Genomic DNA, 13,463 nt, shown 5'->3' with positions numbered 1-13,463 from the left:
ACGCGAGCCTACCGGCTCGTACCATCGGCTACCGCAGAGCAAACGTGGCGCCGATCACTCCCCGCGAGGCCGGTCTAGGTGGAAAATGCCGGAAGCCCCGTCCGAGAAAAGACGGGGCTACCGGGTCGTCGCGGCGTCAGACTGACGCGGCGGCGAGCGTCTCGGTGGACTGCACGGCCTGGCCGACACCGGCCACGATGGCGGCGGCGCGCAGCGACTCGAAGATCACCTCGCGGGAGACACCGGCCTCGCGCAGGGTGTGCTCGTGCGCCTCCAGGCAGTGGGCGCAGCCGTTGATCGAGGAGACGGCGAAGGACCACAGCTCGAAATCGGCCTTGTCGACGCCGGGAGTGCCGATGATCTGCATGCGCAGACCGGCCCGCAGGTCGTCGTAGCGGCCGCCGAGGAACGCCTTGCCCCGGTAGAACACGTTGTTCATGCCCATGATCGAGGCGGCGCCTAGCGCGGCGTTGTACGCCTCCGCCGACAGGATGTCGGCGGCTTCCTCGGCGATCTCACGCAGCGTGGTCGCCGACCGGGTCGCGGCCGCCGACGCGAGCAGGGTGCCCCACAGCTGCTGTTCGTTCAGCACGGTGGTGCGCGCGATCGATGACAAGTTGAGCTTGAGGTCCTTGGCGTACTCGGGAAGGGAGTTCTTCAGGTTCTCAATGCTCATTCGACGTTTCCTCTGTGTGTGTCAGGCCCGGCGAGCGCGGGGATGTTCTCGAAGACGCTCCCCGCCGGAGCGGGGAGCGGGATCTGTTCGGGGAGTGGGTGTTCCGGATCAGACGCTGGCGGCGAGGAGCTCACCGGCGTTGATGGTCGGGTCGCCCTTCTTCCAGTTGCAGGCGCACAGCTCGTCGGACTGCAGGGCGTCGAGCACGCGCAGCACCTCGTCGACGTTGCGGCCCACGGAACCGGCGGTGACCGAGACGAACTGGATCTCGTTGTTCGGGTCGACGATGAAGGTCGCGCGGTCGGCGACACCGTCGGCGTTGAGCACGCCGGTGGCGGTGGCCAGCTCGCGCTTCAGGTCCGACAGGATCGGGAACGGCAGGGTCTTCAGGTCCTCGTGCTGCGCGCGCCACTGGAAGTGGACGAACTCGTTGTCCACCGAGGCGCCGAGCACCTGCGCGTCGCGGTCGGCGAACTCCTCGTTCAGCTTGCCGAACGCGGCGATCTCGGTCGGGCAGACGAAGGTGAAGTCCTTCGGCCAGAAGAAGACGATCCGCCACTTGCCCGCGTGATCGTCGCTGGTGACCTGGGTGAAGTAGTCGTCAGGCTGCTGAGCGTCGACCTTCGACAGATCACCGCCGATGACCGCGGTGAGGTTGTATGCCGGGAACTGGTCGCCGATGGTCAGCAGGGCCATGCTTTGTCTCCTCGTCCTTCGTGGGGTTTTGGGCGTGCGAAGTTCTCTGTGATCTTGCACAAAGGGCAGTGAAAGGTAAAGGTGATCAGTCGCACTACACTGATAGGCGTGACTGATCAGACTTATCAGCCGACACTTTCGCAGCTGCGTGCGTTCGTGGCGATCGCGGAATACCGGCATTTCGGCACCGCGGCCGCCCGGCTCAGTGTGAGCCAGCCCACGTTATCGCAAGCATTGGCCGCGCTCGAAAACGGACTGGGACTCCAGCTGATCGAGCGCAGCACGCGCCGCGTCCTCGTCACCGCGGCCGGAATGCGGTTGCTGCCACAGGCGATGGCGACGCTGGAGGCCGCCGACCGCTTCGTCGCCTCGGCCACCGGCGACGGGCTCGGCGGCACGCTGCGGATGGGGATCATTCCGACGGTGGCGCCCTACGTGCTGCCCGCTCTGCTGCCCGAGCTGCGCAAGCGACTGCCCGCGCTGGTGCCGCAGGTCGTCGAGGACCAGACCGCGCGTCTGCTGGAGGGATTGCGCACCGGCGTGCTCGACGTCGCGCTGCTCGCACTGCCCACCGAGAACCCGGGGTTGGTGGAGATTCCGCTCTACACCGAGGAATTCGTGCTGGTGACCCCGCGCGGCCACGCGCTGGCCGGGCGCAAGGACATCGCGCCCGCGGTGCTCGGCACGCTGCCGCTGCTGCTGCTCGACGAGGGGCACTGTCTGCGCGACCAGACGCTCGACCTGTGCCGTTCGGTCGACGTCCACCCCGGCGCGGTCGGCGACACCCGCGCCGCCTCGCTCGCCACCGTCGTCCAATGCGTCGCGGGCGGCCTCGGCGTCACGTTGATCCCGGAAATGGCCGTGCCCGCCGAAACCGCCAGGGGCACACTGGAGACCGCGCGCTTCGCCGATCCGGCGCCCGGCCGCACCATCGGTCTCGCGTTCCGCGCCTCGAGCGCCCGCAGCGACGACTACGAATACCTCGCCGCCATCATCCGCGCGCATCGGCCGATGTGAGGCATCGAGCGGTCCCCCGTAACGAGCTCTTCGTGGCATTGACCGCGGGTTCGGCGGCTGGGACGCTCGGCTGGTGCGGATTCACCACCTGAACTGCGGGTCGATGACGTTGGGCATGGTCGACCACTGCCTGTTGATCGAGACCGATACCGGGCTCGTCCTGGTCGATACCGGCTACGGCCTGGAGTGCGTGCGAGATCCGGGACGGATGATGGGGCCAGCGCGATTCTCGCTGGGCGCCAAGCTGCTCGAACGGGAGACGGCGATTCGGCAGATCCAAGCGCTCGGCTACGACCCGGCCGACGTCCGCGACATCGTGCTCACCCATCTGGATCTGGACCACGCGGGAGGGTTGGTCGATTTCCCGGACGCGACCGTGCACGTGCACGGCCCGGAACTGCGCGCGGCGAATTCGTCGAAGGGGTTGTTCGACCGGCTGCGCTACCAACCGGCGCAGTGGGCGCACCGGCCGAAGTGGCTGACCAACGAGATCGACGGCGGCGCGGACTGGTTCGGTTTCCGCGCGGTCCGCGACCTGCCCGGCCTGCCCGCGGAGATTCTCGTCGTCCCGCTGTACGGCCACACCGAGGGACACGTGGGCGTGGCGGTCGACACCGGCGACGGCTGGCTGCTGCACGCGGGCGACGCCTTCTACGTCGGCAGCGAGATCGACCCGGTGCGCCCGCGAACCCCGCTGATCTGGCAGTTGATGGAGTTGCGTTCGCTCGGCTCGAACGACTTCCGGCAGAACCGCGAACGTCTCCTCGAACTCAATCGGGCGCACGGTGCGGAGATCGCCGTGTTCTCGTCCCACGACCCCGACGCGTTCGCCCGGCTGGCGGGGCGGGATTGACGCCGTTCCGGTTCGCCTGGTGGAACGGTCGGTGGCGGTGGGGATCAGGCGCGGCGTCGAATGGGGCAAACTCGAATCGGGCACAGTGGTGACAACGCCGGAGAGGAGTGAGGTGTGGAGGTGATCGGCAACCGCCCCGGTGGACGCCTCGCGCGGGTGTCCACAACCGAGCATGCGCTCTTCGTCTACGGCACCCTGCAATTCCCCGAGGTGCTGCTCCCGTTGCTCGGACGCTGCCCCGATCTAGCGCCCGTCGAACTGACCGGATGGCGGGCGGCCGCGCTGCCCGGCCGGGTGTATCCAGGGCTGGTCTCCTCGGTGCGAGCGACGGTGCGTGGCGTCGTGCTCTCGGGTTTGAGCGCGGGGGAGTGGGCGGTGCTGGATGCCTTCGAGGACGACGAATACGACTTGCGCCCGGTGGATTTCGGCGACGATCCTGGCGCGCGCTGGGGGCGTCGGCCGGAGAATCCCGATCTCGCGGGAACCGCGCGCTCTGCACCAGGCGTGGTGTGGACCTACGTGTGGACCGCCGATGTCACCCCGCACGACTGGCGCGCCGAGGAATTCGCCGCCGAACATCTGACCGTATTCGCCACCCGGTGCGCGGGCTGGCGCCGGACTATCGAACCCACCGATTGCAATTCCTAGACGACCGGTCGTATATTTCTTCGCATGGCACGACCGCGACGCAGTGACGACACCCGCCAGCTCCTGGTGGAGGAGGGCGCCGCCGGTTTTCTGGCGAACGGCTACCACGGCACCGGCATCAAGCAGGTGCTCGACGCGGTCGGCGTGCCGAAAGGCTCGTTCTACAACTACTTCGACAGCAAGGAGAGCTTCGGGCAGGCGGTCATCGACTACCACTCCCGCTGCATCCAGCGAAACCTCGCCGAGGCGCTCGGGCCCGCCCCCGATCCGGTGACCGGGTTGCGGACATTCTTCGCCAAGCAGATGGACGAGTTCGTCGAAACCGATTTCACCGGTGGGTGTTTGATCGCCAACCTGGGCGGCGAGCTGGAGGGCAGCGAGACGCTGCGCGAGTCGCTGTCCGGTGCGTTCCGCGGCTGGCGCGACGGCGTCGCCAAGGCGTTGCTCGAGGCGCAGGAGCGCGATCTGGTGCGCGGCGACATCCCGGCCGAGGAACTCGCCGACCTGCTCATCGAGTCCTGGGAGGGGGCGGTGATCCGGATGAAGATCGACCGCTCGCTGGAACCGCTGCACAAGTGCCTGCGGCGTCTCCTGGACGACTACTTCCGCCCCTGAATTCGCTTGCCCAGCAGGGCAGCTGACTACTTTGTCTATTCCAATACGACCGGTCGTATCATATGAGAAGGGAATCAACATGACAGCCAAAACGGTCATCGTGACCGGATCCTCCAGCGGGATCGGTCGCGATGTCGCACGGGCGCTGGTGGCCCGCGGCGACAACGTGGTGATCAACGGGCGCGACCCGGACAAGCTCGCCGCGGTCGCCGCCGAGCTGGGCGCGCCCGAACGGGTGGCCGAGGTGATCGGCGACATCGGCTCGGCCGCAACGGGTTCCGCGCTCGTGCGGACCGCGGTCGAGCGGTTCGGCCGGGTGGACGTGCTGGTGAACAACGCGGGCATCTTCGGAGCCAAGCCGTTCGTCGACGTCACCGAGGCGGAACTGGACAGCTACCTGAACGGCAACCTCAAGGGCACCTACTTCACCACCCAGGCGGTGGTGCGCAGGCTGCGCGAGCAGGGTGGCGGCGGCAGCATCGTGAACATCGGCACCGTCCTGATCAACCACGCGCTCGCCGGGCTGCCCGCCTCCGCCGCGCTGGTCAGCAAGGGTGGCGTACACGCGCTCACCACCAGCCTCGCGGCCGAACTCGCGGTCGACGGCATCCGGGTCAACCTGGTCGCGCCGGGCATCGTCCGCACCCCGCTCTTCGGTGACGGCGACGAAAAAGCCTCGGGCCGTTTGGCTTTGCTCAACCGTATCGGCGAGGTCGCCGAGACCACCGCAGCCGTCCTCTATCTGGCGGACGCGGAATTCACCACAGGCCATATATTCCCCGTCGACGGCGGGTTCATTTCCGGGAGGGCAGCGTAATGCCGTACGTCAACATCAAGGTCACCGACGAAGGCGTGACCGCCGAGCAGAAGACCCAGCTCATCAAGGGCGTCACCGACCTGCTTCGGGAGGTGCTCGGCAAGGATCCGGCGAGCACGTTCGTGGTGATCGACGAAGTGCCGCTGACCGATTGGGGTGTCGGCGGGATGAACGTGGCGGATTGGCGCGCGCGCAATTCCTGAGCGGGACGCCCGGCGGACGCGATCGGCCCGGAACGCGGTTCCGGCCTCGCGCCGCCGGGTGTCGGCGTTTCCGGGTGGTTCGCCGCAGGGCGGCGCGGCGGGAAAGCGGTCGCACGGCAAGGGATTCGGGTACCGTATTCGGCACGGCGTTGCGTTACGGAGAGTGCCCGCGATCTCACAGTGTCAGTGCACGATCCAGCTCGACGGAGGGGAGCTGCGATGCCATCGCTTTTGGAAATCACCACTCATTTCTTCTTACAGGTCGCCGTCATCCTGGTGACCTATCGCCTGCTCTGGCCGGTGTTCCGCCGGTTGGGTCAGGTACAGGTCGTGGCCATCATGGTCGCCGGATTCGTTTTGGGGCCTTCGATTCTGGGCCTCATCTGGCCCGAAGCCCAGGAATGGCTGTTCCCGACCACGCTCGCGGTGGGAGGCGCGAGCATCACGCACCCGAACCTGACCGCGATCTACGTCGTGGGCCAGCTCGGTCTGGTGCTGTACATGTTCCTGGTCGGCGCATCGTTCAAGGTGGACATCCTGTCCTCGCACCTGCGCAAGGCGGGCGCGACCTCGACCGCGGGCGTGGCCGTGCCGCTGGTGCTCGGCGGCGCGCTCGGCTGGTGGATGGTCGGCAGCGGTGGATATTTCACCGACAAGGTGGAGCAGTGGCAGGGCGGGCTTTTCGTGGCCGCGGCCGTCGCCATCACGGCGTTCCCGATGCTGGCCTGGATCATCTACGACTCCGGGCTGCTGAACACACGGCTCGGCACCATGTCGCTGGCGTGCGCCGCGGTGGACGACGCGTGCGCCTGGATCCTGCTGGCCACCGTGGTCGCCACCACCAAGGACAGTATGAACGGCGCGTTCCTCGCTGTCGGCGGCGGACTGGCCTACCTGCTGTTCATGATGTTCGTCGCGCGGCGCTGGCTGGCCAGGCTCGAGACCTGGCAGCCCAAGCGCGGCGACACCGAGCGCGCGGGCGGATTGCCCATCGCACAGTTGTCCGTTGTGCTGCTGGTGGTGCTGCTCGCCAGCTGGTTCACCGACTGGTGCGGGATCTACTCGGTGTTCGGCGCGTTCGTCGCGGGCGCGGTGATGCCGCGCGGCCAACTGCTCGACACCATCCGTGCGCGCTTCGAGCCGCTGGTGGCCTACTTGCTGCTGCCCGCGTTCTTCATCTACTCCGGCCTGAACACCGAACTCAGCCTGATCTTCGAACCGGAGGTCCTGCTGGTGACGGCGATCGTGCTGATCGTCTCGTTCGTCGGCAAGTTCGGCGCCGTCGGACTCGCGGCGCGCTGGCAGGGCATGAGCAAGCGGGAGGCCGCGTCGATGGGCGCGCTGGCCAACGCCCGCGGCCTGATGGAGCTGATCCTGTTGAACATCGGTCTCGGGGCCGGGCTCATCACCGGTGAGCTGTACACGATCCTGGCGCTGATGACGATCATCACCACGTTCATGGCGACGCCGGTGCAGCGGATCTTCGAACGCAGCGCGTGGAAGGCCGGTCTGGTCTTCGGCCCGGACGGCGAACAGCCCAAGCCGGAGACGCCGGGGAAGGAGCCGGGCGGCGAGCCGGAGCGTTCCGGCGAACCGGCGCCCGTCGCCACGTGAGCGGGCGCTAGGCCGACCAGCGCGGTCGCTGAGTTGATTCGCGCGGCCGTTGGGTCGATCGGTGCGGGCGCTGGGTCGATTCGTGCGGGCGCTGGGTCGATTCGTGCGGGCGCTGGGTCGATTCGCGCGGCTGCTGGGTCGACCGGCGCGGGGCGCTGGGGCGATCGGCGCGGGCGCGCATGAACCGCGCCGGTCAGGCCTCGGCTCGCCGCGGGGCGCCGGAAAAGACGAATCGCACCGGCGCCGAGGATGTCGAAACTCCTTGGCGCCGATGCGATTCGGCGTTCGTCGGTGGGGACCTATTCGGCCGCGCGCAGCGCGTGCGGTTCGATGGCGCCGCGCACCAGCGCGCGACCGTCGATGGTCTCCGCGCGGTAGGGCAAGGTGGCCAGGCGGTCGACCATGCCGGGCACCGGGTCCTCGATCGCGTCGACGAGACCGAACAGGAACGACCACTCGTGCTCGTCGCTGCCGTAGTGCACGACCGTGCCGAACTGCTCGTGGAAACGCTGCCAGGACCGCTTCAGGGTCTCGTTGCGCCACATCGTCGCGCAACCCGCCTGCGCGCTGAGCACGCCGCTCGGCGCGAGCAGGGCTCGACATCGGGACAGGAACTCCGACTCGTAGAGCCGGTTGTGCTGCGCGTCCTCGACCCGCTCGTCGGGCAGATCGATCACGATGACGTCGTAGCGGGTGCCCGCCTGCTGCGCGTTGGCCAGGAAGTCCCAGCCGTCGGCGTAGTGCACCTTGATCGGGCCCTCGCCCGCGACCGCCGCGGCGAGCTCCTCGGTCGTGTAGCCGTAGGGCAGGTGTTCGGCGCACAGCTCGACCTCGAGCTGGTCGATGTCGACGTGGTCGACCAGGGTCGCGCCCGCGGCCACCGACATCTGGCTCGCGACGCCCTCGCCGGAGCCGATGATCAGCACGCTGTCCAGCTTCTCGGCCAGCACGAAGGCGGGCACCATCATCGCCTCGTGGTAGGTCAGCTGGGAGAACTCGGTGGACTGGCGGTCGTCGTCGGAGAACAGGCTGATGCCCTGTTCGGTGCGCGCGATGACCATGTGCTGGAACGGGGTATTGGTGTCGATGATCACATCGTGCAGATCCCAGATCCGGGTCAGGCCCGCGCCCACCGGCTCCTCGATCTTCTGCGCGCCGTGCCCCCGCTGGATGACCTTCATGCGAACGTCTTTGGGAGACAGCTTGTCCCGCAACATCTCGACGGCCTTCGTCGCGCCCGCGCCGATGCTGCCGCAGGTGAAGACGTCGACGAAGATGTCGCCGGACTCCGGATAAGTGTGAATCGAGGCGTGGGACTCCGACAACAGCGCGAGGACGGTCACCCCCTGCGGATCGAACTTCTTGTGAACGACATCGCAGATGGTGACGCCCGCCGCGATCAGAGACTCACGCAACGCCGATTCGAGTCGTTCGAGATCGTCGCAGAGATCTGCGTCGACACCACCGAACTCGGCCAGCACATGCCAGCCGGTGAATTCCGCCGTCATAGGCAAACTCACTCTCGCTCAGCGCCCGAGACATGAACGGTCAAGGGCGGAAAACCATTGAAGGACACCGACGAATAGCTCGCGGTATAGGCGCCGGTGTCGAGGATCGTGATGCGATCACCGGCTCGCAACGTGGTCGGCAGAAGGACCCGTGTGCGTTGATACAGTACATCGTCGCCGTCGCAGGTCGGACCGGCGACCACCGCCTCGTCGACGGGGTCTCCGTCGCGTTCGGTGACGAACCGGTAGGCGATGTACTCGTTCTCGGTCTCGGCCATTCCGTTGTAGCGGCCGATGTCGAGATACACCCAGCGCCGTCCGTCCGGCGCGATACGGACGCCGACGACCTCGGCGTGAATGGTGCCCGCGTTGCCGACCAGCGCGCGACCGGGTTCGACGACCAGTCCGGCGGTTTCGGGCAGGAATTCGGCGGCGGCGGCGTTCACGACCGCGGCGATCTCGCCGAGCGCGGGGGCGGCCTCGGCGTAGGAGATCGGCAGCCCACCGCCGATGTTCACCGAGGTGATGTGAATGTCTTTGGCGGCCAACGCTTCCGCGATCTCACCGGCCTGCTGGATGCCGATCCGCCATGCCGCGGGATCCAGCTGCTGGGAGCCGACGTGGAAGTAGGGTCCGGCCACGACCAGCCCCAGATCGCGGGCGCGCACCAGCAGGCGCAGCGCCTCGGCGGGCGAGCAGCCGAACTTGGTGCCGAACGGCGTCTGCGAGGCGGGAGTGGCGGCGAGGAAGCGGCATTCGACTTCCGAACCCGGTGCGTGCTCCACGATGCGCAGCAGATCGTCCTCGGTGTCGAAGGCGTAGCGGCGCACGCCCTTGGCGTAGGCGCGGGCGATGTCGGCGGCCTTCTTGATCGGGTTGCCGTAGCAGAGTTTGTCCGGCGCCACCCCGAGGTCCAGGCACAGCTCGATCTCGCCGATGCTCGCCACGTCGAATTCCGCGCCCTCGGCATCGAGCAGAGTGATCAACTCCGGCACCGGGCTCGCCTTCACCGCGAAGCGAATGCGTGCCTTGTCGTCCCCGTGGACGGTGACGGCGGCATCGAGCGCGCGGAAATTTTCGCGAACTCGCTCGGAGTGGATGACAAGGTACGGAGATTCGGGCATAGTTGATCTTTCGCGTGGGCAGCAGCGGAGAGAGTATCAGCGGCCCCTACCCAGATACGAATCCGTCGAAACCCGTATTCGAGCAGGGGCTGCCCGCCTACCCTTCGGACACCGTGACCTCGTCGAACACCACCTCGCCCGCGGCGTCGGACGCGGCGAGATCGACCACCGCCTCGATCGACCAGCCGTGGTCGCCCGCGGGGTCGTCGAGAACTTGCCGCACATGCCAGAAGCCGGGTCGCTGCTCGATCTGGAACAGCTGGGGACCGCGCGCGTCGGGGCCGGTGCCGATGCGCTCGTACTCCTCGAAGTAGGGGGCCAGCTCGTCCGCCCAGTCCGGGCCGGTGCCGAGCTCGGCCAGATCGTCCCAGCGCCGCAACGCGGCCAGCTCGACGCGGCGGAACATGGCGTTGCGCACCATCACGCGGAAGGCGCGCTCGTTGGCGGAGATGGGGCGGATGGTCTCCGCGCCGAAGGCCAGTTGCTCGGCGTCGGTTTCCGCACCGGGGCTGGTCAGCTGCTCCCATTCGTCGAGCAGGCTCGAATCCACTTGCCGGACAAGCTCGCCCAGCCACTCGGTGAGGTCCTCGAAATCCTCGGTGCGCGCCGCGTCGGGCACGGTGCGGCGCAGCGCGCGGTAGGCGTCGGCCAGGTAGCGCAGCACCACGCCTTCCGAGCGGGCCAGCTCGTAGTGCGAGATGAGTTCGGCGAAGGTCATCGAGCGCTCGATCATGTCGCGCACCACCGACTTGGGGGAGGGCGCGAACTCCGAGACCCACGGATGTCCCGCGCGGTAGGTCTCGTAGGCGGGCTCGATCAACTCGGCCAGCGGCTTGGGCCAGGTGACTTCCTCGAGCAGCTCCATGCGCTCGTCGTACTCGATGCCGTCGGCCTTCATCTCGGCGACGGCCTCGCCGCGTGCCTTGTGCTGCTGGGCCATCAGCAGCTGGCGGGGGTCTTCCAGGGTCGACTCGATGAGCGAGACCACGTCGAGGGTGTAGCCGGGGGAGTCGCGGTCCAGCAGGTCGAGCGCGGCCAGCGCGAAGGGCGAGAGCGGCTGGTCGAGGGCGAAATCGCGTTGCAGGTCGACGGTGAGGCGGGCGTAGCGGCCGGTGGCGTCGGGTTCGGGCAGCTGCTGCACCACCCCGGCGTCGCGCAGCGCGCGATAAAGGCGGATCGCGCGCAGGATGTGCCTGCGTTGCGCGGGGCGCGGCTCGTGGTTGTCCTCGAGCAGATGGCGCATGGCATGAAAACAGTTGCCCGGGCGGGCGATCACGTTGAGCAGCATCGCGTTGGTGACGTTGAACCGCGACACCATCGGCTCCGGCTGGGCCGCCACCAAGCGGTCGAAGGTCTCCTCGCTCCAGGAGACGAAACCCTCCGGCGGCTTGCGGCGCTGCACCTTGCGCTGCTTCTTGGGATCGTCGCCCGCCTTGGCGAGCAGCCTGGCGTTCTCCACTTCGTGCTCGGGCGCCTGCACCACCACGGTGCCCATGGTGTCGAAGCCGGCGCGTCCGGCCCGTCCCGCGATCTGATGGAACTCACGGGCCTTGAGCCTGCGGGTGCGCACGCCGTCGAACTTGGTCAGTCCGGTCAGCAGCACGGTGCGGATCGGGACGTTGATGCCGACGCCGAGCGTGTCGGTGCCACACACCACCTTCAGCAGACCGTCCTGGGCCAGCCGCTCCACCAGCCGACGGTATTTCGGCAGCATGCCCGCGTGGTGCACGCCGATGCCGTGCCGGATCAACCGCGACAGGGTCTTGCCGAAGCCCGCGGCGAAGCGGAAGTCGCCGATCGCCGCGGCGATGGCGTCCTTCTCCGCGCGGGTGGCGAAGTTCACGCTGGTCAGCGCCTGCGCTCGCTCCAGCGCCGCGGCCTGGGTGAAGTGCACCACGTAGACCGGCGCCTGGTGGGTGGTGACCAGCTCCTCCAAGGTCTCGGTGATGGGCGTCCGCACATACGAAAAGCTCAGCGGCACCGGGCGTTCGGTGCCCGCGACGATCGCGGTGCCGCGACCGGTGCGGCGCTCCAGGTCGCGGGCGAAGAAGTCGACCTCGCCCAGGGTCGCCGACATCAGCAGGAACTGCGCGCGCGGCAGCTCGAGCAGCGGCACCTGCCAGGCCCAGCCGCGGTCCGGGTCGGCGTAGAAGTGGAACTCGTCCATGACCACCTGGCCGACCTCGGCGTCCGCGCCCTCGCGCAGCGCGAGATTGGCCAGGATCTCGGCGGTGGCGCAGATGATCGGCGCGTCGGCGTTCACCGACGCGTCGCCGGTGACCATGCCCACCTTGTCGGCGCCGAACACCTCGCACAGCGCGAAGAACTTTTCGCTGACCAGGGCTTTGATCGGGGCGGTGTAGTAGGTGCGCTGCCCGCGGGTCAGTGCGAACAGATGCGCGCCGACCGCCACCAGCGACTTGCCGGAACCGGTGGGCGTGGCCAGGATGACGTGCGATCCGGACGCCAGCTCCAGCAGCGCCTCGTCCTGCGCGGGATACAGCGGCGTGCCCTGCTCGGCGGCCCACATGCCGAACGACTCGTAGAGCGCGTCGGCGTCGGTTCCTGGAATGTCGAGCAGTTCGGTCAGATCCACTCCGACCAGCTTAGGGCAGGCCTCGCCGCGGCCGTCACCGCGATCGGCGCGCCGCGGCGCAGGCGTCTAGGTGTTGTCGCCGTCGTAGCCGCCCTGCTCGGCGAGGAAACGCTCGAACTCGGCGCCCAGTTCGTCACCGCTGGGCAGCTCGCCGTCACCGGCCAGCAGGCTGGACTGGCGCTCCTGGGAGGTGACGAAGCTGTCGTACTGGCGCTCCAGCGCGTGCACCACCGTCTCGACCTCGGAGTTGCCCGAGATGTGCTCGTTGACCTGCTCACGGACGCGCGCCGCGGCCTCGCCCAGCGCGGCGAGCGGCAGCTCCAGGCCCGCGTTCTCGGCGACGTTCTCCAGCAGCGTCTGGGCGGCCTCCGGGTAGGCGGTCTGGGCGAGATAGTGCGGCACGTGCACCGAGAAGCCGACGGACTCGTGCCCGTGCTGGGCCATCCGGAACTCCAGCAGCGACGACGCGCTACCCGGTACCTGCAACTCTCCCGGCCAGCGCTGGTGATCGGAGATCAGGTCGCGATCCGAGGAATGCGCGGTGACACCCAGCGGGCGGGTGTGCGGAATCGCCATCGGAATCGCGCTCAGGCCGATGCTGCGGCGCACGCCGAGCTGTTCGGCGAGCAGCCGTACCGCGGTGGTGAACTTCTCCCACCGCAGATCCGGCTCCAGACCGGAGAGCAGCAGGAACGGGGTGCCCGCGGTGTCGCGCAGCGCCCACAGGTTCAGCTCGGGTTCGGCGTAATCGGCGAAATGATCGGTTTTGAACGTCATCAGCGGACGGCGGGAGCGGTAATCCAGCAGTTCGTCGACGTCGAACGAGGCGACCAGTTCGCTTTCCAGGCTTTCGCGCAGGTGCGTCGTGGCCAGGCGGACGGCGTGCCCGGCGTCGGTAAAGCCTTCCAGCCCGTGCACGAGGACCGGACCCGCGCCGTCGGCGGACGACAACTGCGGAGCGGGGAACTCCAGCTCGTACATTCGCGACTCGTAGTCCATCGCGTCACTCCTTCCTGCGCGGTCCACCGCGGCGGCCGATCGAGGGCAGCACCGCGGGGAACCCATGTCCATTGTCCCCCATGGCGATGTCGCGCAC

At 68.1% G+C, this 13,463-nt stretch carries 13 protein-coding genes; 7 read left to right on the top strand and 6 right to left on the bottom strand.

The window, feature by feature from the left end:
* Positions 1-136: 136 nt before the first annotated feature.
* Positions 137-676, bottom strand: a complete 540-nt coding sequence (gene ahpD, locus T333_RS25805; RefSeq protein ID WP_253808802.1) for an alkylhydroperoxidase, AhpD family — start codon at positions 674-676, stop codon at positions 137-139.
* A gap of 108 nt (positions 677-784) precedes the next feature.
* Positions 785-1,372, bottom strand: a complete 588-nt coding sequence (locus T333_RS25800; protein ID WP_354999558.1) for a peroxiredoxin — start codon at positions 1,370-1,372, stop codon at positions 785-787.
* A 108-nt stretch (positions 1,373-1,480) separates the two neighbouring features.
* On the opposite strand from T333_RS25800, the gene T333_RS25795 reads away from it, so the two are divergent.
* The 7 genes from T333_RS25795 to T333_RS25765 all read left to right on the top strand — a co-directional run bounded on the left by T333_RS25795 (position 1,481) and on the right by T333_RS25765 (position 7,139).
* Positions 1,481-2,389, top strand: a complete 909-nt coding sequence (locus tag T333_RS25795; RefSeq protein WP_354999559.1) for a hydrogen peroxide-inducible genes activator — start codon at positions 1,481-1,483, stop codon at positions 2,387-2,389.
* A gap of 73 nt (positions 2,390-2,462) precedes the next feature.
* The gene (locus tag T333_RS25790; protein ID WP_496426104.1) at positions 2,463-3,242 is read left to right on the top strand and encodes an MBL fold metallo-hydrolase; all 780 of its coding nucleotides are present in this window, start codon (positions 2,463-2,465) and stop codon (positions 3,240-3,242) included.
* Positions 3,243-3,356: 114 nt separating this feature from the next.
* A complete protein-coding gene (locus tag T333_RS25785; protein WP_496426103.1) occupies positions 3,357-3,890 on the top strand; it encodes a gamma-glutamylcyclotransferase family protein in 534 nt (177 codons plus the stop codon).
* A gap of 24 nt (positions 3,891-3,914) precedes the next feature.
* Positions 3,915-4,505 (top strand): LmrA/YxaF family transcription factor, encoded by a 591-nt coding sequence (locus T333_RS25780; protein WP_357256395.1) that lies wholly within the window; start codon positions 3,915-3,917, stop codon positions 4,503-4,505.
* Between the two features lie 79 nt (positions 4,506-4,584).
* Positions 4,585-5,322, top strand: coding sequence for an SDR family NAD(P)-dependent oxidoreductase (locus tag T333_RS25775; protein ID WP_357256396.1), 738 nt, complete (start codon positions 4,585-4,587; stop codon positions 5,320-5,322).
* A complete protein-coding gene (locus T333_RS25770; RefSeq protein WP_496426102.1) occupies positions 5,322-5,525 on the top strand; it encodes a tautomerase family protein in 204 nt (67 codons plus the stop codon). The genes T333_RS25775 and T333_RS25770 overlap by 1 nt, the downstream gene beginning before the upstream one ends.
* Positions 5,526-5,744: 219 nt before the next feature.
* Positions 5,745-7,139, top strand: a complete 1,395-nt coding sequence (locus tag T333_RS25765; protein WP_496426101.1) for a cation:proton antiporter — start codon at positions 5,745-5,747, stop codon at positions 7,137-7,139.
* Between the two features lie 299 nt (positions 7,140-7,438).
* On the opposite strand, the gene speD is transcribed toward T333_RS25765, so the two are convergent.
* The 4 genes from speD to T333_RS25745 all read right to left on the bottom strand — a co-directional run bounded on the left by speD (position 7,439) and on the right by T333_RS25745 (position 13,366).
* A complete protein-coding gene (speD, locus tag T333_RS25760; protein ID WP_496426135.1) occupies positions 7,439-8,647 on the bottom strand; it encodes an adenosylmethionine decarboxylase in 1,209 nt (402 codons plus the stop codon).
* A gap of 8 nt (positions 8,648-8,655) precedes the next feature.
* On the bottom strand, positions 8,656-9,771 hold the full coding sequence (locus tag T333_RS25755) for a type III PLP-dependent enzyme (RefSeq protein WP_496426100.1): 1,116 nt from the start codon (positions 9,769-9,771) through the stop codon (positions 8,656-8,658).
* A gap of 97 nt (positions 9,772-9,868) precedes the next feature.
* On the bottom strand, positions 9,869-12,367 hold the full coding sequence (locus tag T333_RS25750) for a DEAD/DEAH box helicase (RefSeq protein WP_357256401.1): 2,499 nt from the start codon (positions 12,365-12,367) through the stop codon (positions 9,869-9,871).
* 66 nt (positions 12,368-12,433) lie between these two features.
* Entirely contained in the window at positions 12,434-13,366 is a 933-nt protein-coding gene (locus tag T333_RS25745; protein WP_067779533.1) for a PAC2 family protein, read from the bottom strand.
* Positions 13,367-13,463: the final 97 nt, after the last annotated feature.

It is taken from the genome of Nocardia sp. CNS-044 (genome assembly GCF_059570515.1).
This window is presented reverse-complemented; position numbering and strand designations above follow the sequence as displayed.

Excerpts from the sequence above, each read along its gene's own strand:
- ahpD (WP_253808802.1), bottom strand. The coding sequence starts at position 676 with ATGAGCATTGAGAACCTGAAGAACTCCCTTCCCGAGTACGCCAAGGAC.
- T333_RS25800 (WP_354999558.1), bottom strand. The coding sequence starts at position 1,372 with ATGGCCCTGCTGACCATCGGCGACCAGTTCCCGGCATACAACCTCACC.
- T333_RS25780 (WP_357256395.1), top strand. The coding sequence starts at position 3,915 with ATGGCACGACCGCGACGCAGTGACGACACCCGCCAGCTCCTGGTGGAG.
- T333_RS25775 (WP_357256396.1), top strand. The coding sequence starts at position 4,585 with ATGACAGCCAAAACGGTCATCGTGACCGGATCCTCCAGCGGGATCGGT.
- T333_RS25770 (WP_496426102.1), top strand. The coding sequence starts at position 5,322 with ATGCCGTACGTCAACATCAAGGTCACCGACGAAGGCGTGACCGCCGAG.
- T333_RS25765 (WP_496426101.1), top strand. The coding sequence starts at position 5,745 with ATGCCATCGCTTTTGGAAATCACCACTCATTTCTTCTTACAGGTCGCC.
- speD (WP_496426135.1), bottom strand. The coding sequence starts at position 8,647 with ATGACGGCGGAATTCACCGGCTGGCATGTGCTGGCCGAGTTCGGTGGT.
- T333_RS25755 (WP_496426100.1), bottom strand. The coding sequence starts at position 9,771 with ATGCCCGAATCTCCGTACCTTGTCATCCACTCCGAGCGAGTTCGCGAA.
- T333_RS25745 (WP_067779533.1), bottom strand. The coding sequence starts at position 13,366 with ATGGACTACGAGTCGCGAATGTACGAGCTGGAGTTCCCCGCTCCGCAG.